The sequence below is a fragment of the Comamonas odontotermitis genome, assembly GCF_020080045.1.
Classification (GTDB): domain Bacteria; phylum Pseudomonadota; class Gammaproteobacteria; order Burkholderiales; family Burkholderiaceae_C; genus Comamonas; species Comamonas odontotermitis.
In genome coordinates, this window is record NZ_CP083451.1 from 4,090,023 (window position 1) to 4,113,872 (window position 23,850).

23 protein-coding genes and 1 riboswitch are annotated in these 23,850 nt (G+C 63.8%); of the genes, 4 read left to right on the top strand and 19 right to left on the bottom strand.

The window, feature by feature from the left end; translation table 11 throughout:
- Nucleotides 1-3 precede the first annotated feature (3 nt).
- The 6 genes from cobW to LAD35_RS18780 all read right to left on the bottom strand — a co-directional run bounded on the left by cobW (nucleotide 4) and on the right by LAD35_RS18780 (nucleotide 6,835).
- Nucleotides 4-1,059 carry a cobalamin biosynthesis protein CobW gene (cobW, locus tag LAD35_RS18755; RefSeq protein WP_224150452.1) on the bottom strand — a complete coding sequence of 352 codons (1,056 nt, stop codon included), beginning with the start codon at nucleotides 1,057-1,059 and terminating at the stop codon, nucleotides 4-6.
- Nucleotides 1,060-1,162: 103 nt separating this feature from the next.
- The gene (locus tag LAD35_RS18760; RefSeq protein ID WP_224150453.1) at nucleotides 1,163-1,933 is read right to left on the bottom strand and encodes a (2Fe-2S) ferredoxin domain-containing protein; all 771 of its coding nucleotides are present in this window, start codon (nucleotides 1,931-1,933) and stop codon (nucleotides 1,163-1,165) included.
- Nucleotides 1,930-2,703: an ABC transporter ATP-binding protein gene (locus LAD35_RS18765; RefSeq protein ID WP_224150454.1), complete on the bottom strand. Its 774-nt coding sequence runs from the start codon at nucleotides 2,701-2,703 to the stop codon at nucleotides 1,930-1,932. Before LAD35_RS18765 ends, LAD35_RS18760 begins: the two co-directional genes overlap by 4 nt.
- The gene (locus LAD35_RS18770; protein WP_224150455.1) at nucleotides 2,703-3,749 is read right to left on the bottom strand and encodes a FecCD family ABC transporter permease; all 1,047 of its coding nucleotides are present in this window, start codon (nucleotides 3,747-3,749) and stop codon (nucleotides 2,703-2,705) included. Before LAD35_RS18770 ends, LAD35_RS18765 begins: the two co-directional genes overlap by 1 nt.
- The gene (locus LAD35_RS18775) at nucleotides 3,746-4,732 is read right to left on the bottom strand and encodes an ABC transporter substrate-binding protein (protein ID WP_224150456.1); all 987 of its coding nucleotides are present in this window, start codon (nucleotides 4,730-4,732) and stop codon (nucleotides 3,746-3,748) included. Before LAD35_RS18775 ends, LAD35_RS18770 begins: the two co-directional genes overlap by 4 nt.
- A 3-nt stretch (nucleotides 4,733-4,735) precedes the next feature.
- Nucleotides 4,736-6,835, bottom strand: coding sequence for a TonB-dependent receptor (locus tag LAD35_RS18780; RefSeq protein ID WP_224150457.1), 2,100 nt, complete (start codon nucleotides 6,833-6,835; stop codon nucleotides 4,736-4,738).
- Between the two features lie 124 nt (nucleotides 6,836-6,959).
- Nucleotides 6,960-7,212: riboswitch (cobalamin riboswitch) on the bottom strand.
- Nucleotides 7,213-7,383: 171 nt separating this feature from the next.
- On the opposite strand from LAD35_RS18780, the gene hemE reads away from it, so the two are divergent.
- A complete protein-coding gene (hemE, locus tag LAD35_RS18785) occupies nucleotides 7,384-8,499 on the top strand; it encodes a uroporphyrinogen decarboxylase (RefSeq protein ID WP_224150458.1) in 1,116 nt (371 codons plus the stop codon).
- A 70-nt stretch (nucleotides 8,500-8,569) separates the two neighbouring features.
- Here hemE and LAD35_RS18790 read toward each other — a convergent pair whose 3' ends face one another.
- From LAD35_RS18790 to LAD35_RS18820, 7 genes are all read right to left on the bottom strand, one after another.
- The gene (locus LAD35_RS18790) at nucleotides 8,570-9,139 is read right to left on the bottom strand and encodes a histidinol phosphate phosphatase (protein WP_224150459.1); all 570 of its coding nucleotides are present in this window, start codon (nucleotides 9,137-9,139) and stop codon (nucleotides 8,570-8,572) included.
- A 170-nt stretch (nucleotides 9,140-9,309) separates the two neighbouring features.
- On the bottom strand, nucleotides 9,310-11,442 hold the full coding sequence (gene glyS / locus LAD35_RS18795; protein ID WP_224150460.1) for a glycine--tRNA ligase subunit beta: 2,133 nt from the start codon (nucleotides 11,440-11,442) through the stop codon (nucleotides 9,310-9,312).
- The gene (locus tag LAD35_RS18800) at nucleotides 11,442-11,972 is read right to left on the bottom strand and encodes a metal-dependent hydrolase (RefSeq protein WP_224150461.1); all 531 of its coding nucleotides are present in this window, start codon (nucleotides 11,970-11,972) and stop codon (nucleotides 11,442-11,444) included. Before LAD35_RS18800 ends, glyS begins: the two co-directional genes overlap by 1 nt.
- A 23-nt stretch (nucleotides 11,973-11,995) precedes the next feature.
- The gene (gene glyQ / locus LAD35_RS18805; RefSeq protein ID WP_224150462.1) at nucleotides 11,996-12,919 is read right to left on the bottom strand and encodes a glycine--tRNA ligase subunit alpha; all 924 of its coding nucleotides are present in this window, start codon (nucleotides 12,917-12,919) and stop codon (nucleotides 11,996-11,998) included.
- A 337-nt stretch (nucleotides 12,920-13,256) separates the two neighbouring features.
- Nucleotides 13,257-13,583, bottom strand: coding sequence for a hypothetical protein (locus LAD35_RS18810; RefSeq protein WP_224150463.1), 327 nt, complete (start codon nucleotides 13,581-13,583; stop codon nucleotides 13,257-13,259).
- Nucleotides 13,584-13,734: 151 nt separating this feature from the next.
- The gene (locus tag LAD35_RS18815; RefSeq protein ID WP_224150464.1) at nucleotides 13,735-14,847 is read right to left on the bottom strand and encodes a CaiB/BaiF CoA transferase family protein; all 1,113 of its coding nucleotides are present in this window, start codon (nucleotides 14,845-14,847) and stop codon (nucleotides 13,735-13,737) included.
- Between the two features lie 82 nt (nucleotides 14,848-14,929).
- A complete protein-coding gene (locus LAD35_RS18820; protein ID WP_224150465.1) occupies nucleotides 14,930-15,709 on the bottom strand; it encodes an IclR family transcriptional regulator in 780 nt (259 codons plus the stop codon).
- Nucleotides 15,710-15,824: 115 nt separating this feature from the next.
- Between LAD35_RS18820 and LAD35_RS18825 the strand changes: the two genes are divergently transcribed.
- A complete protein-coding gene (locus LAD35_RS18825) occupies nucleotides 15,825-16,229 on the top strand; it encodes a hypothetical protein (RefSeq protein WP_224150466.1) in 405 nt (134 codons plus the stop codon).
- The gene (locus tag LAD35_RS18830; protein WP_224150467.1) at nucleotides 16,217-16,549 is read left to right on the top strand and encodes a YnfA family protein; all 333 of its coding nucleotides are present in this window, start codon (nucleotides 16,217-16,219) and stop codon (nucleotides 16,547-16,549) included. The genes LAD35_RS18825 and LAD35_RS18830 overlap by 13 nt, the downstream gene beginning before the upstream one ends.
- Before the next feature lie 83 nt (nucleotides 16,550-16,632).
- On the opposite strand, the gene LAD35_RS18835 is transcribed toward LAD35_RS18830, so the two are convergent.
- The 4 genes from LAD35_RS18835 to LAD35_RS18850 form a co-directional block, all read right to left on the bottom strand.
- Nucleotides 16,633-17,754, bottom strand: coding sequence for a 3-deoxy-7-phosphoheptulonate synthase (locus LAD35_RS18835; protein ID WP_317986718.1), 1,122 nt, complete (start codon nucleotides 17,752-17,754; stop codon nucleotides 16,633-16,635).
- Between the two features lie 148 nt (nucleotides 17,755-17,902).
- A complete protein-coding gene (locus LAD35_RS18840; protein ID WP_184704138.1) occupies nucleotides 17,903-18,220 on the bottom strand; it encodes a DMT family transporter in 318 nt (105 codons plus the stop codon).
- Nucleotides 18,221-18,482: 262 nt separating this feature from the next.
- Nucleotides 18,483-18,971 (bottom strand): putative toxin-antitoxin system toxin component, PIN family, encoded by a 489-nt coding sequence (locus tag LAD35_RS18845; protein WP_224150468.1) that lies wholly within the window; start codon nucleotides 18,969-18,971, stop codon nucleotides 18,483-18,485.
- Nucleotides 18,968-20,257 (bottom strand): THUMP domain-containing class I SAM-dependent RNA methyltransferase, encoded by a 1,290-nt coding sequence (locus tag LAD35_RS18850; RefSeq protein ID WP_224150469.1) that lies wholly within the window; start codon nucleotides 20,255-20,257, stop codon nucleotides 18,968-18,970. Before LAD35_RS18850 ends, LAD35_RS18845 begins: the two co-directional genes overlap by 4 nt.
- A gap of 234 nt (nucleotides 20,258-20,491) precedes the next feature.
- On the opposite strand from LAD35_RS18850, the gene LAD35_RS18855 reads away from it, so the two are divergent.
- Nucleotides 20,492-21,580: a serine/threonine protein kinase gene (locus LAD35_RS18855; protein WP_224150470.1), complete on the top strand. Its 1,089-nt coding sequence runs from the start codon at nucleotides 20,492-20,494 to the stop codon at nucleotides 21,578-21,580.
- 104 nt (nucleotides 21,581-21,684) lie between these two features.
- Here the strand turns inward: LAD35_RS18855 and LAD35_RS18860 are convergent, their stop codons facing one another.
- The gene (locus tag LAD35_RS18860) at nucleotides 21,685-23,121 is read right to left on the bottom strand and encodes a hypothetical protein (protein WP_224152869.1); all 1,437 of its coding nucleotides are present in this window, start codon (nucleotides 23,119-23,121) and stop codon (nucleotides 21,685-21,687) included.
- Nucleotides 23,122-23,251: 130 nt separating this feature from the next.
- Nucleotides 23,252-23,734 carry a hypothetical protein gene (locus LAD35_RS18865; RefSeq protein ID WP_377780557.1) on the bottom strand — a complete coding sequence of 161 codons (483 nt, stop codon included), beginning with the start codon at nucleotides 23,732-23,734 and terminating at the stop codon, nucleotides 23,252-23,254.
- Nucleotides 23,735-23,850: the final 116 nt, after the last annotated feature.

The window sequence follows — 23,850 nt, forward strand, 5'->3', positions numbered from 1 at the left end:
GGTTCAGACTTCCGCTGCAGCCAGCGCCGTGCGCAGCAGCCCTGCATCCAGCCCCTTGCCGATGAACACCAGCCGCGTTGCCTGGGCTTCGCCCTCCTTCCAGGCGCGGTCGAAGTAGGCATCGAAACGCCGCCCCACGCCCTGCACCAGAAGTCGCATCTTCTTGCCCGGCAAAGCAGCAAAGCCCTTGACGCGCAACACCGCGTGCTGCTGCACGATGCCTTGCAGCGCCTGCATCAGGCGTTCGCGGTCCACAGCCCCCAGGTCGATGAACAGCGAATCGAAGTCGTCATGGTCATGCTCTTCGTCGTGGTCATGGTTGGAGTGCCGTGCATCGATATGGATTTCTGCCGCACGCTGTTGGCCCAGCAGCACGGACAGCGGCACGCTACCCTGCACGGCCTCCACCATCTTGACCTCTGCCGGCACCTCATCAGCCACCAGGGCACGCACCTGCGCCAATTCCTCCGGCGAGACCAGGTCTGCCTTCGAGAGCACCACCAGATCGGCGGCAGAGAGTTGGTCCTCAAACAACTCGTGCAGGCTGGCTTCATGGTCGAGGTTGGGGTCTGCCAGGCGCTGCGCATCAACGGCATGCGGATCATGGGCAAACTGGCCAGCCGCAGTTGCGGGCGCGTCCACCACGGTCACCACCGAGTCCACGGTGAAGACACTGGCGATCTCCGGCCACTGAAAGGCCTGCACCAGCGGCTTGGGCAGGGCCAGCCCGCTGGTCTCGATCAGCAACACATCGATATCGGCGCGGCGCTCCGCCAAGGCCTTCATCACCGGGAAGAACTCTTCCTGCACAGTGCAACACATGCAGCCGTTGGCCAGTTCGTAGATCTGGCCTTCGGGCGCGTCGGCGCCGCCTTCGTCCTTGCAACCGATGGCACAGGTACGGAGGATTTCGCCGTCAATACCCAGCTCGCCGAACTCGTTGACGATAACTGCCACGCGCAGGCCCTGGGCCTTCTCGAGGATATGGCGCATCAGCGTGGTCTTGCCGCTGCCCAGAAAGCCGGTGACGATGGTGGCGGGAATCTTGGTGGTTTGCATGGTGTGAACTCCTGAGAGGTGAAGTTGGATAGCGGATCGCGCTCTAGGGATGAGGGCTTCAAATCGTTTTTATTTGAAATGCTTGCGTATCAATCGCCAACTGCTATGGTTTCTGATCAATCTGCGGTGGTCCATGCACACGCAGCGCCGGGTCCACTTCGCGATGCAGCACATGGCGGGTGAGCACGTGGCGGATGCCGTCCGCATCCAGCGGTCCGTACCACACGCCTTCGGGGTAAACAATCATCAGCGGTCCGTGATTGCAGGGATACTGGCAGCTCGTCTGCAGCGGACGCACGCATTTCTTCAAGGCAGGCGTGTCATTGACGACACTGGTAAGCACAGGCCACAGCGCCACCGCCCCTGCTGCCGCACAGCGCGGCCCCGTACACCACAGCGCGTGGTGGGTATGCTCCGGCACGCTGGACCAGCCCTTGGGATCGTGCTGCCAGTCCTCATCACCTACCATGGCAGGCACATCGGGCTGGTGCGTCAGCGCGTTGCGCACAGCCAGGGCCAGCAGTGCAGGCAGCGGCACGGTCTGCGATAGCGGCTCGGCAAAGACAAGGCGAGGTCCGCCATCACCCCGGCTGGCGAGCCAGCGCATGGTCACCTTGTGCAGCCAGCGGCGCAGTGCAGCCTCGTCCGGCAGCATCAGCGGCACAACGGCAATGGTTCGCGCACCGGCATCCGCACTGGTGGAAAGCGCCGCAGGCAGATCCGGTTGCCAGCGGTCAACGAAGGCGGGCAGCACCTGCACACCCGGCCATTGCGCCGATAGCTGCCGTGCCAATTCCGTCAGCTCGCCGGTGGTCGATCTGGCGACACCGCCGCGCCCCAGCAGCACGATGGCAATGGATTCATCTGTCGTCATGGTCCATCCCACTCCATCCAGTAGGCAATGCGGGGTCGGCCGGTGGCCGGGTGGTCATCAATGGTGGCGCGCACACCAAATACGCGCGCCATTGCTTCGGGTGTGAGTACCTCGCGCGGCGCTCCATTGGCTACGAGCGCGCCTGCCTCCATCAGGTACAGCCGATCACAGAACTGGGCGGCGATATTGAGGTCGTGCAGCACGACCAGCACGGTGAGTTGGAGGCTGCGCACCAGCCGCATCAGCTCCAGCTGGTAGCGAATGTCGAGGTGGTTCGTCGGCTCGTCGAGAAACAGCAGGCGCGGCTGCTGGGCCAGCGCACGCGCCAGCAGCACACGCTGGCGCTCGCCGCCGGAGAGCGTAGCCATGCTTTGCCCGGCAAGCTGCGCGGCGCCCACACGCTCCAGGCTCTCGGTAACGACACGTCTGTCCTGCAGGCTGTCGGCGGCAAAACGTCCCTGGTGCGGCAGGCGGCCCAGCATCACGGTCTCCTGCACCGAGCTGTCGAAGGCTGGCGCACTGTTCTGTGCCAGCACGGCGGCTTGCCGCGCAAACGCACGCGCATCCATCTGCCAGACATCCTGCCCCTCCAACCGCACCTGTCCGCGTTGCGGCGGCAGCACGCGGTAGAGCATGCGCAGCAGTGTCGACTTGCCGCAGCCATTGGGGCCGATCAGGCCCACACACTCGCCTGCGCCCACATGCAGCGCGGCATCCTGCACGATGGCGCGCTGGCCTACGGCAAAGTGCAAACCTTGTGCCTGCAGCATCAACGATCCTCCCGCACGGCGCCGCGCCACAACATGGCAATGAAGAACGGCCCGCCAACAAAGGCCGTGATGACGCCAACCGGTATCTCCATGGGCGCAAACCATGTTCGTGCCGCGCCATCAACCAGCACCAGAAATACCGCACCCATCAGCGCCGCAACAGGCAGTACGCGCCGGTGGTCGCTGCCCACCAGCATGCGTGTGACATGCGGGATGACCAGACCGACAAAGCCGATCGCACCGCTCACTGCCACCATCGTTCCAGTGAGCAGCGACACCACAACAAACAGTTGCCGGCGCAGCCGCTCGGCTGCCACGCCCAGTGTGGCGGCGGCCTCATCACCGGCCAGCAGCGCGTTCAGTGGCCGCGCCTGCGCCAGCAGCCACAGCATGCCGGCCAGAACCATGCCTGCGGGCAGGCCCAGTGCCTGCCACTGTGTGCCCGCCAGGCTGCCCAGCAGCCAGGTAAGCAAGGCATTGGCCAGGTCGCGCTGGCCTGCGGTGAGGGTGACCAGGCTGGTCAGTCCGGTGAGCATGTAGCCCACGGCCACGCCACTCAGGATGAGCCGCGCCGAAGGAATGCGTCCGCCTTGCTGCGCAAGCAGATAGACCAACACGGTGGCCACCAGTGCGCCGATGAATGCACCCGCCGTCACCGCGTAGAGCCCCGCCGCCGCAAACACGCCCCAGGCCAGCACTGACACCGCCCCCACTGAAGCACCGGACGACACGCCCAGCATGTACGGGTCGGCGAGCGGGTTGCGTACCATCGCCTGCATCACCACGCCCACGATGGACAGCCCAGCCCCTACCAGCGCCGCCATCAGCACACGCGGCAGGCGGATCATCCAGACAATCTGGTACTGCTGCAGGCTCCAGCCGGGTTCCGCCGTCTGCATGCCCAGCGCCTGCGCCACCTGGTGCTGCACGATGGACCAGACCTGCCCCATGTCCAGCTGCGCCGAGCCCCAGGTGACGCCCGCCAGCACCGCCAGGGTCAGCAGCACAGGCAGCACCAGCATCCAGGGCAAGGCCGAGGTCTTCATGGCTGAAAGCGCACCGGTGTCACGGTGATTTCCCGCTGTGGGTGCAATGCGGCGGCCAGGCGCTGGGCGGTCTCCACATTGCGCGGGCCTGGGGTGGCTTCGGCATAGGTCATCACGAAAAAGCGCTTGTTGCGGATCGCGTTCACCGTCTGCAGCTCTTTTTTCTGCAGCAGAAAATCCATCTTGCCCTGGGCGCTGGGCTGGCCATAGTCGATGATGACGATCCACTCGGGATCGCGCAGCACCACGTCTTCCCAGTTGCCCTTGGGCCAGTTGCTGGCGATATCGTCGAAGATGTTGCGCGCTCCCGCCGCCTCCAGCATGGCCTGCGGCATGCCATAACGGCCTACAGTGGTGGGGATCTTCTCGCCGCTGTCGAAAACAAAAACCCTGGGCTGCGACGCATTGCCGCGCATCTGCTGGCGCAGCAGCGCCAGATCGTCGCGCAACTGCTGAATGCGTGGCGCGACCTGCCGCTGCACACCAAAAATGCGCGCCACGTTGTCCATATCGACAAAGGTATCTTCCAAGGCCACGTCCGCGCGCTTTTGCACACGGATGCAGGATTCGGTCAACACATAGGATGCAATGCCGTAGCGCGCCAGCAACTGTGGCGTGACGCCGCCCTGCTGAAAACCATAGCTCCAGCCACCAAAGACGAAATCGGCCTGCGCGGCGACGATGTTCTCCAAGTTCATGCCCTGGGGCGACAGATTGGGAACCCTCGCCAATATGGGCACGATCTGCGGGCTGGCATCTTTGCCTGCATACATGCCGGAATATCCCACCAGCCGGTCGGCCAACCCCAGAAACAGAAACATCTCGGTAATGTTCACGTCATGCGTCACGGCACGGCGAGGCACAGAGGCATAGGTCTGGGGCTGGCCGCAGACATTGACAGTTACCGGGGAACGCTTTGCGTCTTGCGCCCATGCAGGCGTGGCACACAGCGCGATCAGTAGCAGCAGGAAGGTTCGTTGCATGGTTCAGAAGCGCATCTGCGCCATCAGCTCCACGCTGCGGCTGGCGCCCACGAGCCATTGGCTGTTGTAGGCGGCTGTGGCGTAGACGCGGTTTGTCAGGTTGCGACCGATCAGGCTGAAGGTGGTCTGAGGGGTCGCATTCCAGCTCACCACGGCGTCCAGCACGGTGTAGCCCGGCAGGCGTTTTCCAGCACTGTTGGCGTTGTCGCCAAAGCGGCTGCCTACGTAGCGCAGGCCGAGCGATGTGCGCCAGCCGCCTTCGCGGTAGTGCCCCCACAGGTTGGCCGTTACCTTGGGCACATTGGCCGGGCGATTGCCGCTGCGGTCGACGCCGCCTGCTTCAATCAGCTCGTCAAACCGTGCCTTGGTATAAGCGGCGTTGGCCTCCAGGCGAAACGCCGGGCTTGCCTGCAATGCGCCAGTCAGCTCCAGCCCGCGCGATGACTGCTTGCCGCCCTGGATCGACAGAGCCGAATTGGCCGGATCACGGGTGATGATGTCGCCCTTGGCGATATGGAACAGCGCTGCCGTCCATTCGCCACGGCCATCAGCCAGTTGCTGCTTGAAGCCGACTTCCTGCTGGCGGCCCTTGCTGAGCGAAAAGCCGGTCTGCGAGGCCGCCAGCGACAGCAGGCTGATGACCGGATCGTGCCCGGTAGTCATCTGTGCATAGACGCTCGACTGCGCGGTCAGCTTGCGCGTGAGCCCCAGGCGCCACGAGGTGCCATTCAGGTCCTTGTCAAAGCCCGTCTTGGCCACGAAGTCCTGCCGCGAGAATTCGTACCAGTCGCGGCGGATGCCGCCCATCAGCAACCACTGCTCGTTGATCTTCCAGGCATCCTCAATGTACAGCGCGTTCTGTCGCAAGGTCGAACCCATGCGCGGCAGGTACGGATCGGGGCTGATCCATGTGCCCGGCACCGGATCGAATGCAGAGACGACGGAGCTACCCGTATATGGAGAATTGCTGGTGTTGCGGAAGTTGGCCTGGGACACATCCCAGCCCACGGCCACCTGGTGTGCACTGCTCTTCCAGTCCAGCGCCAGGCGGTTGCCGTTTTGCTGCAGTGCATGGCCAATCTCGAGGTAATCCGAGCGTGCCACCGTGCCCGCGACCGGGTTGTAGTCATAGGCCTCTATGTTCTTCCAGTGGCGGTCGGCGCCAAAGTGGTAGAGCTCGTTGCGTACAGCCAGCGCGTCGTTGACCTGCCAGGTCGCCTTGGCCTTGAAGCGTTTGTCGCGGTAATGGATGTCACTGTCTTCGGTGTTGTAGCCCGTGCCGATCAGCTCGCGCGCCACACGGCCATTGATGGTCGGCGTGCCGTAGTAGCGCGATGGCGCCTGGCTGCTGATGTCGGCCGTCAGATCAAGCGTGAAATCGCCACGCGGCTGCCAGCGCAGCGCGCTCATCAGCTTGCCGCCCTTGCTGTTGTCGAAGGCTCGGTCGCCGTCGCTGCGCGCGCCGTAGGCGTCCACACGGTAGGACAGCGTATCGCTCAGGGCTCCGGTGCTGCCCAGGCCCATGCGCGCAGTGCCATGGCTGCCGCCCGAGAGCAAGAGTTCGGTGGAGCGTTCTCGGCTGGGCTGCTTGCGGATGGCATTGACTGTGGCGCCCATGGTGCCACTGCCGTACATCAGTGACGCGGGGCCGCGCAATACTTCAAAGCGTTCATAACCCCAGGTGTCCGACGGGTAGCTGATGGTTCCCGAGCCCACGCCCAGCGTGATGCCGTCTTCGGCCACACCTACCGAATTGACGCCATAGAAGCCCCGGCTCGCAAACGCCAGCCCGCCATTGCCCGGCGTGCCAGCAGCCGACAGGCCCACGGTCCGCGTCACCGCTTCAGCGGCACCTCGGTCAGCGTGCTCATCGATCTGCTCGGCCGACACGCCGCTCACGCTGGCGGGCAGATCCAGCGTGGGCACATCAACGTGTGACGCCGTTGCAGAGCGGCGTGCGGTGTCCAGTGTAGGCGCCTCATTGCGGCTGCCAGTGACGACCACCTCGGTCAGGGTCTGCTGCGCCAGAACGGCCGCCGGAGACAGCAGCAGGCCACAGGCCGTGCGCCGCAGGAGAGGGAAAGAAAAATAAAGGCCGTGCATCGCGCCGCACCCAGAACATCCGCTGTCTGAAGCGATGGCCGAACCCACGAACCGAAACTGGTACCGAGAACGCCATCCGCACCCCGCAGACAGTAGAAAGCCAGCGCATGCACCCAAAAGCATGCGCTGTGAACATCGGCGGGCCGGTCTCCGGGCTCGCAGGCGATCCATCTCGGACCCAAACCCCACCTTCCCGGTAGCGTGCAGCGCTCCATGTTGGAGCGCACACGCCGATCCAGTGGCTGCAAGCGCACAGAGCGCTTGCCTGGGGTGTTTTCCTGCATACCGTTGCGGGGGCAGCCAAGGCCTGGGTCGATCGACCGCACCTTGTTCCCGTTTCACTCGCCAAGGCGAGCACCTTCCGAAACGAAACGCCCTGGAGAAATGATTCTCAGGGCGATGCGCAATTCTATCACCGGGCTGAAATGGGCCTTTCGCCTCTACGGCACCCCAAGTGCAGGCCACAGCGATTAGCCCTATACCGTGAAGGCGGTACCCACAGTCAGGTTCTCCCCGGCGGCCTCGCGTCACTGGGCGACAATCAGGCCATGAGCACGACCTTTGCCCCCCTGCACAACGACACCTTTTTGCGCGCCTGCCGCCGCCAGGCCACCGACTACACGCCCCTGTGGCTGATGCGCCAAGCTGGCCGCTATCTGCCCGAGTACAAGGCCACGCGCGCCAAGGCGGGCAGTTTCATGGGCCTGGCCACGAATGTGGACTATGCAACCGAAGTCACCCTGCAGCCGCTGGAGCGTTTTCCGCTCGACGCGGCCATCCTGTTCTCCGACATCCTGACCGTTCCCGATGCCATGGGCCTGGGCCTGTCGTTTGCCGAAGGCGAAGGCCCACGCTTTGCGAGAAATGTGCGCGACGAGGCGGCAGTTGCAGAACTGGCCGTGCCCGACATGGACAAGCTGCGCTATGTATTCGATGCCGTCACCAGCATCCGCCGCGCGCTTGATGGCCGTGTGCCGTTGATCGGTTTTTCCGGCAGCCCCTGGACGCTGGCCTGCTACATGGTCGAGGGCAAGGGCAGCGACGACTACCGCCAGGTCAAATCGCTGATGTATGCGCGCCCCGACCTGATGCACCGCATCCTCGAAATCAACGCCGACAGCGTGGCGGCGTATCTGAATGCGCAGATCGACGCGGGCGCGCAGGCCGTGATGATTTTTGACAGCTGGGGCGGCGTGCTGGCCGACGGCATGTTCCAGCAGTTCAGCCTGGCCTATACCAAACGTGTACTCAGCCAGTTGAAGCGCCACGGCGCCGATGGCCAGGACGTGCCCCGCATCGTCTTCACCAAGGGCGGCGGCATCTGGCTACAGGACATGAACGCACTCGATTGCGAAGTGCTGGGCCTCGACTGGACGGCAAACCTGGGCCATGCGCGCGCTGTCGTTGGTGGCACAGTGGGTGGCCCGGGCAAGGCGTTGCAAGGCAATATCGACCCGAACGTGCTGTTCGCCCCGCCCGAGCGCATTGCGGAGCAGGTGCAGTCCGTGCTCCGCAGCTTTGGCAAGCCGCACACCGACAGCACCACCACCGGCCCCACGCACATCTTCAATCTGGGCCATGGCATCAGCCAGTTCACGCCACCCGAGCATGTGGCGGCACTCGTCGAAGCAGTGCACAGCCAGTCGCGCGCCATGCGCAAGTAAAGCAGCACCTGCTTCAAAGACAAGCCCCGCCATGCGGGGCTTGTCTTTGGCCTTTGATACAGCAGCCGGTTTATGCGGCAGCCAGCTGCGACGGGGATTTGGGCGGTTGCCAGTGCAGCAGAACCTCGGTGCACTGCGCCAGAGTGGCGTGCTGCGCGGCCTGAGCCGATGGGCATTGCGGGTGTGCTGTGGCCGCATCGGCCGGCGCAATCCAGTGCAGGCAGGCGCCCAGGCTGGCAGCCGCCTGCAACAGCTCGGTGCTGCGCGCCACGACGGCAACCTTGCCGGCCTCGGTATTGAACCGCTCCGTGATCTGGCGCAGCAAGGTGGCCTGTGGTGCCCAGCAGTCGCAATGGTCCTCTGGGGCGTGCGGGCAGAAGAAGACGGCATCGACCTTGGCGCCCACCATGGCCAAGTCCTTGTACATCTGGCGGTGGTAGTCGTTGAGTGCAGCGCAATCGTACAGGCCGCGCTCCAAGCCGGGCTGGTTGGCCACCAGCACTACATGCCAGCCCGACAGGTTGAGCCGTGCAATGCCGCTGGCGGCATCGGGCAGTACATGCCAGTCGTGGTGACCAGTGAGCTGGCCCGTGACCGGCTGGCCGACGATGCCGTCGCGCTCGATGATGGCGAGTTTCATAACCGTCCCCTTGTTGTACCGACCTCCGCAAATCCGGATCCGGCAACAGACGGCGCCCATGGCTCGGCCCGTTGCGCATCCTGGCTGGCGTCAGCCCTCATCGTTGTTGCCTGCCGCCGCACGGGCGGCAGCAGGCTTCTGACCCGCTGGGAACCAGTGTACCCAGAGAATCAGGCGGCGACCAGACGGGACAGATCGGCCACGCGGTTCATCGCATCGTGCAGGGTTGCCAGCAAGCCCAGGCGGTTTGCCTTGAGCGCCGGGTCTTCCGCGTTCACCATCACGTGCTCGAAGAAGGCATCGACCGGGGTGCGCAAGGCGGCCAGAGTCTGCAGGCTGGCGGTGTAGTCGCCCGCAGCAAACTGGGCATGGGCCTTGGGGGCCACGGTCTGCAAGGCGGCGTACAGGTCTTTTTCGGCCTGCTCCTGCAGCACGGCTTCGCTGACATTGGGGCTGACGGGGGCGTCCGCCTTTTTCAGGATGTTGCCCACGCGCTTGTTGGCCGCAGCAAGGGCTGGCGCCTCGGGCAAGGCGGCAAAGGCACGCACGGCTTCCAGGCGCTTTTGCACATCGGCCAGGCGCTGCGGACGGTGGGCGAGCACAGCGTCCACTTCCTGCGCACTGAAGCCTTGCTCACGCAGGCTGCCAGCCAGGCGGTCGTAAATGAAGTCGGAGAGCGCTGGCGTTGCGTCTTCGATCTTGTCGCCAAACGCAGGCAGCGTGCTGACCAGCAGGGTGTCCAGGTCCAGCGGCAAGTCCTTCTCCACCAGCATGCGGATCACGCCCAGCGCATGGCGGCGCAGTGCAAATGGGTCGCGGTCGCCGGTGGGCAGGTTGCCGATGCCGAACATGCCAACCAGGGTTTCCAGCTTGTCGGCCAGCGCAACGATCACGCCTACCTCGCCGCGCGGCAGCTCGTCGCCGGCAAAACGGGGCTTGTAGTGGTCTTCGATGGCATCGGCTACGGCCACGTCAAGCTTGTCGTTGAGCGCGTAGTAGCGGCCCATCGTGCCTTGCAGTTCCGGGAACTCGCCCACCATGTCGGTCACCAGATCGGTCTTGGCCAGCAATGCAGCCTGGTCCACCTGCTTGCCCAGTGCCGTGGCGCCCAGTTGCTGGGCAATGCTCTTGGCGATGGCGCGCACGCGCTGCACGCGCTCACCCTGCGTGCCCAGCTTGTTGTGGTACACCACCTTGGCCAGCAGCGGCGCGCGCGATTCCAGCGTTTTCTTGCGATCCTGGTCAAAGAAGAACTTGGCATCGGCCAGGCGCGGGCGCACCACGCGCTCGTTGCCGCCGATCACCGCCGACGCGTCTGCGGGGCTGATGTTGCTGACAACCAGGAACTGGTGGGTCAGCTTGCCAGCAGCGTCCAGCAGCGGGAAGTACTTCTGGTTGGCCTTCATGGTCAGAATCAGGCATTCCTGGGGGACGTCCAGAAATTCCTTCTCGAACTGGCAAACCAGTACGTTGGGGCGCTCGACCAGGGCGGTCACTTCGTCCAGCAATGCTTCGTCTTCAATGGCGCGAACGCCTCCGCCCACACGCTCGGCAGCCTCCTTGAGCTGGCGGGCGATGGTGGCCTTGCGTTCATCGAAACTGGCAATCACGGCACCCTGCTCGGCCAGGGTCTGTGCATAGCTGTCGGCGTTGGCGATCAGCACCGGGTCGGCCAGTGCCTCAAAGCGGTGGCCGTGCGTGGTGTTGCCCGCCTTCAGGCCCAGGGCTTCGATGGATTCCAGCACCTGCGAGCCGTGCAGCGCCACCAGGCCGTGCGCGGGGCGCACGAACTGCACGCTGCTCCAGCCGGGCAGATCGCAGTTGCTTTCAAGCTGGTAGGTCATGACCTTGGGGATGGGCAGCTTGGCAATCGCTTCGGTCAGCGCCTTCTGCAGGCCTTCGGCCAAGGTGGCGCCAGCCACGGTGCTGTCGTAGAACAGTGCCTCGGCCTTGCCGTCCGGCGCGCGCTTGAGTTGAGGCACGGCGGCGGCATCGGCACCCAGTGCGGCCAGTTTCTTGAGCAGCGCGGGCGTGGCCTGGCCGTCGGCTGTCAAGCCCACGGTCACGGGCATCAGTTTTTGCGAAACCTGCTTGTCGGCGGCGCGGGGCAGCACATCGGTGATGTGGGCAGCCAGGCGGCGTGGCGAGGCGTAGGCCGTCAGTTGCGAGGCGTCGCCCGCCAGACCCTGCGCACGCAGTTGCGCGAGCAGCACCTGGGCAAATGCTTCACCCAGCTTTTTGAGCGCCTTGGGGGGCAGCTCTTCAACAAACAGTTCGACCAGAAGATTGGGAGAGGAAGTCATCAGGATTTCCGGGTATGACGCAACGCAAAGATAGACAGGCCGATGGTCAGCAGTGGGAACCATACGCTGTAGAGTTCACTGACCATCACCTGCATGCCGCGCTGCGAGAAAAAGCGGTCCGCCAGGATGGGCGACACGGCAATCGGCCGCCACGGACTGAAAAAACGTTCACTGGTAAAAGGCCACCACAGCGCAATGCCACTGCCGCCGCTGGTCATCATGTCCAGCAGGGGGTGCGACACGGTGCAGGCAAACAGCCACGCAAAGCCAGCAATGCGCGGCACCTTCCACCACCTGGCCAGCAGCAGACCGATGAGGCCCATCAGCGCAGCAAACAGGGCGGTATGGGTGAAGCCGCGGTGGCCCCACATGCCCAGCCCCTGCCAGCCAAACTGGTGGGGGATGCCATCAAAATCCGGCACGATGGCGGCCAGGCACCCTACCAGCAGCATGCTGGGCGGCACACGGCGGCTGCCCAGTGCCAGCGCTGCGGCAACCGGGACGGCAACATGCGTGAAGATGGTGGGCATGGACGCGGCTTACAGATACGGAATCAGGCAGCAGCCTTGGCAGGCATCTGTGCAACCCATTCGCGCGGCGCCATCGGAAAGCCCAGGCGCTCGCGACTGTCGTAGTAACTTTGCGCCACTGCGCGTGCCAGGTTGCGGATGCGGCCAATGTAGGCAGCGCGCTCGGTCACGCTGATCGCGCCACGGGCATCCAGCAGGTTGAAGGTGTGGGCGGCCTTGAGCACCTGCTCATAGGCGGGCAATGCCAGCTGTGCCTCCATCAGGTGCTTGGCCTGCTTTTCGTGCGCGGCAAAGGCGGTGAACAGGAAATCGGCATCGGAGTGTTCGAAGTTGTACGCGGATTGCTCCACCTCGTTCTGGTGGAACACATCGCCATAGCTGAGCTTGCGGCCATCGGCATCCACCGTCCAGACCAGGTCGTACATGTTCTCGACGCCCTGCAGGTACATCGCCAGACGCTCCAGGCCGTAGGTGATTTCGCCGGTTGCGGGCTTGCAGTCGATGCCGCCCACCTGCTGGAAGTAGGTGAACTGCGTCACTTCCATGCCGTTGAGCCAGACTTCCCAGCCCAGGCCCCAGGCGCCCAGGGTGGGATTTTCCCAGTCGTCCTCGACAAAGCGGATGTCGTTCTTCTTCAGGTCAAAGCCCAGGGCTTCGAGCGATCCCAGGTACAGATCCAGAATGTTGGCTGGCGCAGGCTTGAGCACCACCTGGAACTGGTAGTAATGCTGGCCCCGGTTGGGGTTTTCGCCATAGCGGCCGTCCTTGGGGCGGCGGCTGGGCTGCACATACGCAGCCTTCCAGGGCTCGGGGCCAATGGCGCGCAGGAAGGTAGCCGTGTGCGAGGTGCCTGCGCCCACTTCCATGTCGTAGGGTTGCAAGAGCGCGCAGCCCTGGTCGGCCCAGTACTGCTGCAGCTTCAGGATGATTTGTTGGAAGGTCAACATGAGAATCTGGTGGTGATACAGTTCGCCGCCCCACGCCTATGCTCCACGGCACATGGCGGCATGGCCCAGCTGCATGCAAGCACTGCGGCCTTAGAACTCATCCCGATTGCACTCCAACGCGGCTGCGTAGAGATCGTAAACACGTTCTTAGCCCGCAAAGCGGTCAAAACCCTTGATTTTAGTGCTTTCAGGTGGCGCCCGGGTGGCGATAGCCGAGTGGGGGCGTGCCGCGCCGGGCAAGATGTGCAAATTTGGATGATCAATCAGCCGCGCGCGCAATATCTGCGGCATTCATCACTTTGTTTTTGATAGCAAAAGACGATAGGAACAGCGGCGCTCAGGAATCCATGTCCTTGCGCTGCCTGGGCGGCTCCATGGCGTTCTTTCGGCTGTTGCCCGCGCGGCCTGCCTTGCTCCAGTCGTAGGTTTGGCCATCGGGCGTCTGGCCGCCTTCGACTGCAGCCACACCAATCTTGCCCACCATGTCGCGCAGCTCCGACGAGATGACCACATGCGCATTGCGCGCATCGCTGCGCAATGCCTGGCACTGCGCCAGGGCCTCGCTCATCTGCTGATCGGTGTAGGCAATGCAGCGGGGCTGCCAGTTGGCTTCGCCCGCTGTGTCGGGGTTGGTGTTGTGCAGGTAGAAGACGGCGATGCTCATGGTGCGGCGACGATGCAAGGGGTGAGAACAGCAGGAACGCGTTCAAGTGCCTGTTGTACCGCATTACGGCCTGCATTGCAGGTTGGTGCCCAAACGGCCGCCAGTGCCCGCTCAGTATGCGCTGGCACATTGTTTTTGATGGCAATCCGCTTCATCCTTGCCGCCAGGCGCCGCGCGCATCGCCGGCCTGCACCGCCGCCAGCACCGCTTCGGTATGCGCGCCTGCCGCGCACATGGCGTTGGTGGCGTAGGCGGCGCCATCAAAGCGCGGCGCAGGCGCGGCCTGCAGAACGCCCCCTTGCTCGCCATACACACTGCGCGATTGCATGTGGGGGTGTTGCGACGCTTCCAGCGGGCTCAGTACCGCGCCAAAACATACATCGGTGCCTTCGAACACCTGCTGCCAGTGGCTGCGCGGCTGGGTGATGAAGATGGTCTGCAGGCGCGCGCGGCGCCGGGGCCAGGCGGCCTGGTCCCATTGAGGAGTCGCAAAATCAGCATCATCCGCCAGGCCCAAGGTGTGCAGCAGCAAGGTGTAGAACTGCGGCTCGATGCTGCCAATGGTGATGTGGGCGCCGTCAGCGCAGACATAGGTTTCATAAAAAGGCGCGCTGTCGTGGATGCTGGTGCCGCGCGTGTCGGTGACCACGCCCTTTTGCCGGGCACTCAGCGCCAGGTTCAGCATGTGGGCGGCACCATCCACAATCGCGGCGTCCACCACCGTGCCCTGGCCGGTCTGGCGCGCGTTGATGACGCCCGCCAGCAAGCCCGTCATCAGGTAGAGTGCACCGCCGCCGATATCGCCCACCATGGCGAACGACGACACAGGGCGCGCATCTGCCGGGCTGCAGCCCCACAGAGCGCCAGACAGCGCCGCATAGTTGTTGTCGTGCCCGGCCCGGGGGCTGAGCGGGCCGCTCTGGCCCCAGCCCGTCATGCGGCCATACACCAGCCGGCGGTTGATTGCCATGCATTCGGCCGGGCCCAGGCCCAGGCGCTCCATCACGCCCGGGCGCATGCCTTCGATCAGCACGTCAGCGTCTTGCACCAGGGCCAGCACCAGAGCCTTGCCTTCAGGCGTCTTCAGGTCGGCAAATACCGAGCGCTTGCCGCGGTTGAGCAGATTGCCCGTGGGGGCGGCATGTTTTTCCTCGCGCACGACGGAGATCACATCGGCCCCCAGGTCGGCCAGGTGCATGGCGCAGAACGGGCCGGGGCCGAGGCCGCCGATCTCCAGAACCTTGATGCTGTCCAGTACTTTCATGCTGTCTCCATATTCTTATGAAAATGCCTTGTAGCGCTTTTCTGGCGGGCACAATCAATATCAAATCAATAGCACTGCGCCGTCACACCCCTGTACCGCCCAATACTGCTTCGACCGAGCGCACCAGCGTGATGAGGCGTGGGCCAATGTCGGTTTCCATGTGGCCGCTCTTGGGGTTGTACGAAGGCACCGATGCGGCAAATACCCAGTACTCGCCGTCCTGCGGCTTGGAGAGCGGCACGGCAATCGACTGGATCTCTCGGTGCAGATCGCCGTGGCTGCGGCAAAAGCCATGTTCGGCCAAATCGCGCCGGGCATCGTCGAGGCGCGCACGCAATTGCGTGGCGCGCTCTGCATCGCGTGCCGCCAGGTCAGCCAGATAACTTTCGCGCTGCGCCTGCGGCAAGGCCAGCAGATAGGCGCGGCCCGTGGCGGTGCGCGAGAGCGAAATGCCCACGCCGATCTCCGGGGCGAACAGCTTGTCTTCAATGCCCTTGGCCAGCTCCACCAGCACCAGTTCGCGGCCGCTGCCCACGTTCAGCTGGATCTGGCCACCCATGTAGTTGGCCAGTTCCTCCATCTGCGTGCGGGCAAACTGCCGCATCGTCATCCGCGCCAGCACGGGTGAGGCGAGGTTGAGCAGCGCCACACCCGGCACGTATTTGGACAGGCGCTCGGAATAGCGCAACAGGCCCAACTCGCACAGTGTCTCCGTCAGGCGGAACAGGGTAGGTTTGGGCAATCCCGTCAAATCCATCAGCTCTTTGCCGCTGAGTTCCTGGCGCTTGTTGTTGAAGCATTGCAAAATGCTGATACCGCGCACCAGGGCGCTGACCAGCTTTCCATCCGCGTCAGAGTTCATAAATCCGTCAAAAAATTATCAATTACGAGACTTTTGTCTCACAAAATTCTAATCGGAATTTGCGTCCTTCATTCCCATGGCTTGCCCTAGGGAGCCCCTGCAAAATTTCCTGCCCATGAGCCTGAACAACCACGGCCTTCCATCGCGCGTCCCCGTCATCGCAGAGCTGGGGCGCCTGTTTGCCGACCCCGCCGTCCCCGATGCCGACAAGCAGCAGGCACTGGATCTGCTGGTGCAGGACCATGCCGACCTGGACGACGTGGAAGCACAATCGGCGCTGTGGGCCATCAGCCAACTCGGCCGCAGCGAGATGGGATGCCACGCGCTGCTGGCCTGTGCTCCGGCGTGGCTCGCCCTCGCCGACACAGCGCAGCCCTTTCTGGACGCCTACCTGCAGACCTGCGGCTCGCAGGTGACGGTGGCAGCCAGGACCGCTTTTGCACAATTGCATACGCTGGCCCGGCGCGACGCCGATCTGGCCGCGCGCCTTCCAGAATTTGCCGGCCCATGCAACTCCTGACCACCACCGCCCTGTTCGTTCTGACCGCGATTGCCGAAATCGTGGGCTGCTATCTGCCCTACCTGTGGATCAAGGAAAAGGCGCCTGTGTGGGTGTTGCTGCCTACGGCGTTGTCGCTGTGCGCCTTCGTCTGGTTGCTGACCTTGCACCCCACGGCGTCCGGCCGCGTGTATGCAGCCTATGGCGGCGTGTATGTCACCGTGGCCATTGCCTGGTTGTGGCTGGTGGATGGCGTGCGCCCCAGCGCCTGGGATGCCGCAGGCGTGGCGCTGTGCCTGGCGGGCATGGCCGTCATCATGGTGGGCGCTGCCCAGCGCTAACCGCAACAGCAGCGACAGAAGCGATACCAGAGAGAAGAGAAGACGGCATTGTCTTCTCCCTCAGCGCCACAACCCGTCTACATTCAGATCTTCCGGCGTGCGCGCACCGCCTGCGCCAGCTGCTGCAGCACGGGAATCGTCTGTTCCATGCTGATGCAGGCGTCGGTGAGCGACACGCCGTACTGCAGCTCCTGCCCGTCCACAATGTCCTGCCGGCCTTCGTGGATGTGGCTTTCGATCATCACCCCAGTGATACGCTGATCGCCACCAGCCACTTGCTGCGCCACATCAGCGGCCACGTCGATCTGGCGGCGGTGCTGCTTGCTGCTGTTGGCGTGCGACAGGTCGATCATCACCTGCGGGCGCAGGCCCGATTTTTCGAGCAGCTCGCAAGCCGCCTGCACATTAGCTGCGTCGTAGTTGGGCGCCTTGCCACCACGCAGGATGATGTGGCAATCCTGGTTGCCGCGCGTCTCGAAGATGGCGCTCTGGCCCATCTTGGTCATGCCCATGAAGGCGTGCGAGGACTGTGCTGCCAGAATGGCATCGCTTGCCACCTTCACGCCGCCATCGGTGCCGTTCTTGAAGCCCACGGGACACGAGAGGCCACTGGCCAGCTGGCGGTGGCTCTGGCTCTCGGTGGTGCGCGCACCGATGGCGCCCCAGCTGACCAGGTCGCTGATGAACTGCGGCGAGAGCAGATCGAGAAACTCCGTTCCCGCAGGCAGGCCCAGCGCCAGCACATCGAGCAACAGGCGGCGCGCCAGCTCCAGTCCCTCGTTGACGGCAAAGCTGCCATCGCGGTAGGGATCGTTGATGTAGCCCTTCCAGCCCACCGTAGTGCGAGGCTTCTCGAAATACACACGCATGACGATCAGCAGATCGTCCTTCAACGCATCGGCCTGCAGCTTGAGCTGGCGGGCGTAATCCATGGCCAGATCGTGGTCGTGGATGGAGCAAGGCCCCACCACCACGATCAGCCGGTCATCCTGCCCATGCAGAACGCGCGAGATAGCGGCGCGGCTCGATTCCACCAGATGGGATGCCTCATCCGGGATCGGCAGCCACTCCTCCAGCAGCGCAGGCGTGAGCAACGGGCGCACGATCTTGATGCGCGTGTCGTCAATGCGGGTTTTGTCCAAGGTGGTCAGCCGCGACGCATGCTTGCGTTGCGCTGCCATTGCAGAAATAGAGGCGTCGGTCATCCCGCCATTGTCGCAGCCTGCACAATTGCACCAGGTCTGCGTCTGGTTTGCACCTGATGCGCCGCAGAGCCGCGATGCGCCTCACCCATTGGAAATGCTATACAAAAGAGAGCTACAGGCGCTTTATGGGAAAGCGCCCTCTGCCGTTTCAGCTGGAAGATATCTTCATCAGCACCAATCCCGCCACGATCAGCACCGCCGCCGTCATGCGCATGGCCGACAGGGCCTCACCCAGCACCAGCACGCCCACAATGAACGAGCCGACCGCGCCGATGCCCGTCCAGATGGTGTAGGCCGTGCCCAGCGGCAGGCTGCGCATGGCATAGGCGAGAAGCCCGAAGCTGGCAGCCATCGCCACCAGGGTGACGGCGCTGTATTTGAGGTTGGAGAAACCGTGCGACTGCTTCATGGTGTAAGCCCACAGCACTTCCAGAACGCCCGCCACCAGCAAAGCAAACCAAGCCATATTGCACTCCTGTCGTGTGAAATGGCCAGGCCGTCCTGGCGGTAGTGCGCATCGCGACGATGCTGTTACAGGGCCGTCCCTGTGCACGAAAGTGTGTCTATGCTAGCGCCACTTCCGCATTCACACCCTCTGCCGCCCCAAAACCGGCTATGGCCTGGGTGGTTGCAGCGCAACAGCGGCATGCTGCAAAAATTTATGCACGCCAGAGAAGTCAGAGCGGATGTGTATGCCGCACCGCCTGCCATGCTGCGCAATGCAATGGTCACGCCGGGGCGGGCACTGGCTCCAGTTGCACGATATTGCCCACCGTCGCTCCGTAATAGGTCGCCACCCGCTTGCGCTGCTTGAGCACGGCCTTGTCCTTGCTGACGAGAAGTGCCTGGTGCTGGCTGGCCAGATCCAGAAAGTGCTGGTCGTCCGGGTCGGTGCAGGTAAAGCGGATCTTGGGCGCTTCTGCCACGTATTGCACCGCAGCATCGAAGGCTGCCATCACGCCTTCGGGGGTCTTGCCATAGAAGCTGACGCGCGGCGCGATCTGGCTGTAATGCAGCACGCGCTCCAGCTCGGTGCGCTGGGCCTGGTCGGCAATCCAACGCAGATGCCCCTGGGCCACGAGTTCACGGATGGGCGGAATATGCGGGTCGTCAAAGATCAGCATGTCCAGCACCACGTTGGTGTCTAGCACCACGGGGCGTGGCAGCGGGCCTGCATAGCCATCGTTGCAGGCGGGCCACTTGAGCACGATTTTCATGCGCCAGAGCCTTCCGGGGCGCCTTGATCACTCTCATTCTTGCGCGGTTTGACGGTACCCTTGACCATGTCGAAGCGGAACAGACGGCACTCGATGGGGCCGTTCCACATCGGCGTGCGGCGCGATTCCTTGAGCCGCATCTTGCCGGGCAGCTTGAGGTCGGGCGTGAGCATCCAGGCGCTCCAGCCGCTGTAGTTCTTCTTCCAGTGGCTGGCCAACTGGCTGAAAAACTCCCCGCCGTCCTCGGTCTGCGCGGTTTCTCGGCCCACCTGCGCCACCTGACCCATGCGCTCCTGCGCATTGCGGCCAGCGCTGCCGGCGGCAGCAATGCGCTCGCCATAGGGAGGGTTCAGCAGCATCATGCCGGGCTGATCGCTCGGGGGCATGCGCTGCAGTGCATCGCCGCCGCGCAGTTGGATGGAGCCAGCCACACCTGCACGCTCGGCATTACGCTGGGCAAAGTCGACCATGCGGAAAGCAATGTCCGATCCGTAGATGCCTACCGGACTTTCGGGCAGGATGGCTGCCTCCGCTTCATCCAGCATGGCTTCCCAGACATGGCGCTGAAACGGCACGAGCTTCTCAAATGCAAAGCGGCGCAGAATGCCGGCGGGAATGCGCCGTGCGATCTGTGCGGCCTCGATCACCACGGTACCGCTGCCGCAGCAGGGGTCGTACAGCGGCTGGGGATCATCGCCGTGCGGGTCCCAGCCGCTGGCGGCAATCATGGCTGCAGCCAGCGTTTCCTTGAGCGGCGCGTCGCCCTTGTCTTCGCGCCAGCCGCGCTTGAACAGCGCCTCGCCCGAGGTGTCGATGTAGATGGTGGCGCCATCCGTGGTCAGGTGCAGGTGCACGCGCACATCGGGGTGGTGCGTTTCCACGCTGGGGCGCACGCCATTGCGTTTGGTGCGGAAGCGGTCAGCGATCGCGTCTTTCACGCGCAGCGCAGCGAAGTTCAGGCTGGTCAGCGGGCTGTGCTGGGCCGTCACTTCGATCTTGAACGTCTCCTTGGGGGAGAACCAGATCTCCCAGGCCACTTCGCTGGCGGCGCGGTACAGGTCATTCTCGTTGCGGTACATGCTGTGCGACAGCTCGACCAGCACACGCTGCGCGAGGCGGCTGTGCAGATTGAGCAGCATGGCATCGCGCCACATGCCGCGCAGCATCACGCCGCCCCGGCTTACCAGCAGGTCTTGCCCCGTAGCGCCGGTGATGGCGTGGACTTCGTCGGCCAAAAAGCCCTCGACGCCGGCGGCGCAGGGCAAAAACAAGTGCAATTGGTTCATAGAGAACCGCCAAGGATACGCGGTTGCTCCGCAATCCGTGCGGTCTGACGGGAATGGCGGACTGCGCGGGCCGTGCTTTGACAGCCTGAATGCGCCGGAAAATTCACCAGAAACATCGAAATTGATAGCAATCTTCGATAGATGGCATTGCGCAAAAGCGCTATTTCTCAGCAATCCCGTTGATCACACCCCGGATTACAGCCACGGCCAGCCAGTCGGCAGACAATGGCTGCCATGCACACCCACCATTTTGATGATGACACCCAACCTGCCGCCCTGGACACGGCTGCGGCCACCGGCGCTGGCCAGGCGCTCCATGCCTACGCTGCACTCACGCCCGATGTGGTGCTGGATGCGCTGGCAGATGTGGGCCTGATGGGCGACGGCCGGATGAACCCGCTGGCCTCGTATGAAAACCGCGTCTACCAGGTGTGGCTGGACGATGGCCGCAAGGTGGTCGCCAAGTTCTACCGCCCCGGCCGCTGGAGCGACGACCAGATTGCCGAGGAGCATGCCTTCTCGCAGCAACTGGTCGATGCCGAAGTACCGGTGGTAGCGCCCCTCGTCCTGAACGGGACCAGCCTGCACCATCACGCAGGCTTCAGCTTTTCGGTATCGCCCTGGCGCGGCGGGCGTCAACCCGATCTGGATGACTGGGACGTGCTGGAGTGGACAGGCCGGTTCCTGGCCCGCATCCATACCGTGGGCGCAGCCCAGCCCTTTGTTTCGCGCCCGGCCATCAATGTGCACGATTTCGGTCTGGAACCCCACGACTGGCTGATGCGCCACCAGGCCATTGCCCCTTCACAGCGCAACGCATGGAGCGATGCCTGCCTGCGCGCCATCGGAAAGATCCGCCACATCATGGACCCCGGCAATGCCACCGGCCACTTTGCCGCAGGTCCTTGCCAGACCCTGCGCCTGCACGGTGATTGCCACCCTGGCAACGTGCTGTGGGTGCCCCCCGATGAGGCGGGCGGCGGCCCGCATTTTGTGGATCTGGACGACGCACGCACCGGACCGGCGGTGCAGGACATGTGGATGCTGCTGTCAGGCAACCGGGCTCAGCAGGCAGCCCAGCTCTCCACCCTGGTTGAAGGTTACGAGCAGTTCCGGCCCTTTGACCGGCGCGAGCTGGTGTTGATCGAGCCGCTGCGCACCCTGCGCCTCATCCACTACAGCGCGTGGCTCGCCCGCCGCTTTGATGACCCGATCTTTCCCATCCACTTTCCCTGGTTCGGCAGCGATGCCTACTGGCAGGAACAAACCCAGTTGCTGCATGCGCAGGTGGAGGCAATGGACGAAGCGCCACTGTACGTGTGATACCGCTGGATGGCTTCAATGCACTTGGGTATATTGGGATATAAATGACAGTTGGCGCCCGTACATCAAGCGCCAACCGCTATCAATAACAAAGCAAATGTGCTTCAGACCCTGCGGCCGCTGCGCAGTTGGCGGCGGGCCAGCAGCGCCCCCAATCCGCCGAGCCCTGCAGAAGCCAGCAACAAAGCGCCCCATCCGAGCGTCGGCACGGGCGCTGGCGCCACCGGGACGGGTTCAGGCGGCACCGCCGCAGCAGCGATCGGCCCCAGCGCAGGCGAGCATGCTTGCCCTCCCGTCAAAGTGCCTTGGGTTGCCACTGGCGTGACACAGTACGACAGGTACTGGTGCTCATCGGCAGCCACCAGGGTGTATGCCAAGGAAGCGCCCGCTGTCGCGCCCGATTGCACCACGGTACCCTGCGACGAAGCCGTCAGCCCTGGCGTGGCGCTGCGCACCCATACGTATTGCGTGCCTGTGGCAGAGACGTTCTCTGGGTCCGATTCGGTATCGGCATAGCTGTAGCTGCCCGTCAGCACCTGGCCCACCGTTGCCGTCCCGCTCAGTGCAGCGACTGCGCTGGGGGCATTGTTGGGCGGCGCAGGCACTGCGGTGATGCTGATGCTGCCGTTTTCGCCAGAGGGGTTGGCTACGCCCTTGACATTGGCGGCAATGGAAGGATTGCCCAGCGAAGTGCTGGCCCCGGTGATCTTGTAGCTGCCAGCATCCAGAACGCAGGAATCGCCGCTGCCGCCCGGCGCGCCATTCACATCAACGCTACCATCCACCCCATGCACGCCGCCTGCGCCAGCATGGCCGGTATAACTGCCACCGCCACCGCTGCCACCAGCGCCGTCCACATTCCCGCCGTTCTCGCCATTGCCGCCCACGGCTGCTGTGGCGCATTGCGCATCCTGCGCATTCAATACCAGATTGTTGACCGCAGGCGAGCCGGGCACATTCCAGTTGCCGCTGGTGCCGCGAATACGTGAATTGGAGCCGCCAGCACCACCGCCGCCCGCTGTAATGGCCGCGCCAGCCACCACCAGTTGCGAAGCACCGCCACCGCCGGCCCCGCCCGGACTGATATTGAGCGTGCCCTGGTTTCCACCACGGCCCCCTGCCCCCGGCAAGGCAGAAGTGACAGAACCTGCATCCTGGCGCGTGCCGTCGCCCCCACCGGCTGCACCAACCCCATAGGATGCCTTTGGCGTTCCCAGCGCTCCTTCGCCCCCCTCACCAACGAGCAGGCTCACCGTTTCACCACCCTGCACGGCAATGGTGGCGGTGACCACTGTGCCGCCCACGCCATTGCCGCCCATCGCGTCATCCCATCCGCCAGCGCCGCCCGCTGCCCCCTTGACGATGACCTGCAGACTGCCGGTACCCGCAGGCACGGCATAGGTATGCACACCCGGCGTGGCAAATACTTGCGGCGCTGGCGTCTGCGCCCCTGCGGACAAGGCAGAGGCCGCCAGCATTCCTGCCATGGAAAGACGGAGACGGCGGTGCCGTGACAGGCGAGAGAAAACGTATAGATTCATAAATTTCTCCTATTTATGAATCATTTTAAATATCAATATGTAATTATTGTTTTTAAAAACCTGTTAAAAATTATCTCCTGCACGATCGCGATTCGAGACAAGTATCAGCATCGGCGGTAGCCGCCTTCTGTCAGCACACACTGCGGAATTTGCAGTCCGGCACCGTCTGGCCATCGGCACCACGCCATTGCAGCGCACCACCCTCAGCGCCCACTGGCGCAGCCTGCGAGGGTTGGGCACCAGGTACCACCCGCCCCGCCTCCGGCACAGAAGGCTCGGGCGAACGCCCCCCATCCGGCGAAGATGCAGCCGGATCGTAGAGCACTGTGCCAGTACCCACACCCACGCCGACATTCGCGCCGCCCACCGAAGTGCCCACCCCCACACCCGCATTGCCGGTGACCTGGCCACTCTGGTTGACACCCACGCCGACTCCGACAGGACCCACGCCCGTGCCCACGCCAGCGCTGACACCGCCACTGCCCACGCCGACACCCACCGAAAACGGGCCGACAGGAATGCCAACGCCGACGTAAGGAGAGCAGGCGGAGAGAGACAACGCAGCCACCGCGCCCATGGCTGCAACTCGCCACACGGAAATCTGTTTTTGCATAGAAAGGTATTGTTCCACCACTCCAGCCATCACCCGGTCAACGGGATATCGGCTGCCGAGGTGCCGGAAACCGTCGGGCCGTGCTGCCGGGGGCACAATCAAAATCAATAGCTGCC

Bases quoted from the DNA above. Each gene is read 5' to 3' on its own strand.
- LAD35_RS18825 (WP_224150466.1), top strand. From the start codon at position 15,825: ATGAGCCTGAACAACCACGGCCTTCCATCGCGCGTCCCCGTCATCGCA.
- LAD35_RS18800 (WP_224150461.1), bottom strand. From the start codon at position 11,972: ATGCCCACCATCTTCACGCATGTTGCCGTCCCGGTTGCCGCAGCGCTG.
- LAD35_RS18835 (WP_317986718.1), bottom strand. From the start codon at position 17,754: ATGACCGACGCCTCTATTTCTGCAATGGCAGCGCAACGCAAGCATGCG.
- LAD35_RS18865 (WP_377780557.1), bottom strand. From the start codon at position 23,734: ATGCAAAAACAGATTTCCGTGTGGCGAGTTGCAGCCATGGGCGCGGTG.
- cobW (WP_224150452.1), bottom strand. From the start codon at position 1,059: ATGCAAACCACCAAGATTCCCGCCACCATCGTCACCGGCTTTCTGGGC.
- LAD35_RS18780 (WP_224150457.1), bottom strand. From the start codon at position 6,835: ATGCACGGCCTTTATTTTTCTTTCCCTCTCCTGCGGCGCACGGCCTGT.
- LAD35_RS18830 (WP_224150467.1), top strand. From the start codon at position 16,217: ATGCAACTCCTGACCACCACCGCCCTGTTCGTTCTGACCGCGATTGCC.
- hemE (WP_224150458.1), top strand. From the start codon at position 7,384: ATGAGCACGACCTTTGCCCCCCTGCACAACGACACCTTTTTGCGCGCC.
- LAD35_RS18845 (WP_224150468.1), bottom strand. From the start codon at position 18,971: ATGAAAATCGTGCTCAAGTGGCCCGCCTGCAACGATGGCTATGCAGGC.
- LAD35_RS18775 (WP_224150456.1), bottom strand. From the start codon at position 4,732: ATGCAACGAACCTTCCTGCTGCTACTGATCGCGCTGTGTGCCACGCCT.
- LAD35_RS18810 (WP_224150463.1), bottom strand. From the start codon at position 13,583: ATGAGCATCGCCGTCTTCTACCTGCACAACACCAACCCCGACACAGCG.
- LAD35_RS18815 (WP_224150464.1), bottom strand. From the start codon at position 14,847: ATGAAAGTACTGGACAGCATCAAGGTTCTGGAGATCGGCGGCCTCGGC.
- LAD35_RS18765 (WP_224150454.1), bottom strand. From the start codon at position 2,703: ATGCTGCAGGCACAAGGTTTGCACTTTGCCGTAGGCCAGCGCGCCATC.
- LAD35_RS18840 (WP_184704138.1), bottom strand. From the start codon at position 18,220: ATGGCTTGGTTTGCTTTGCTGGTGGCGGGCGTTCTGGAAGTGCTGTGG.
- LAD35_RS18770 (WP_224150455.1), bottom strand. From the start codon at position 3,749: ATGAAGACCTCGGCCTTGCCCTGGATGCTGGTGCTGCCTGTGCTGCTG.
- LAD35_RS18790 (WP_224150459.1), bottom strand. From the start codon at position 9,139: ATGAAACTCGCCATCATCGAGCGCGACGGCATCGTCGGCCAGCCGGTC.
- LAD35_RS18820 (WP_224150465.1), bottom strand. From the start codon at position 15,709: ATGAACTCTGACGCGGATGGAAAGCTGGTCAGCGCCCTGGTGCGCGGT.
- glyS (WP_224150460.1), bottom strand. From the start codon at position 11,442: ATGACTTCCTCTCCCAATCTTCTGGTCGAACTGTTTGTTGAAGAGCTG.
- LAD35_RS18850 (WP_224150469.1), bottom strand. From the start codon at position 20,257: ATGAACCAATTGCACTTGTTTTTGCCCTGCGCCGCCGGCGTCGAGGGC.
- LAD35_RS18860 (WP_224152869.1), bottom strand. From the start codon at position 23,121: ATGAATCTATACGTTTTCTCTCGCCTGTCACGGCACCGCCGTCTCCGT.
- LAD35_RS18855 (WP_224150470.1), top strand. From the start codon at position 20,492: ATGCACACCCACCATTTTGATGATGACACCCAACCTGCCGCCCTGGAC.
- glyQ (WP_224150462.1), bottom strand. From the start codon at position 12,919: ATGTTGACCTTCCAACAAATCATCCTGAAGCTGCAGCAGTACTGGGCC.
- LAD35_RS18760 (WP_224150453.1), bottom strand. From the start codon at position 1,933: ATGACGACAGATGAATCCATTGCCATCGTGCTGCTGGGGCGCGGCGGT.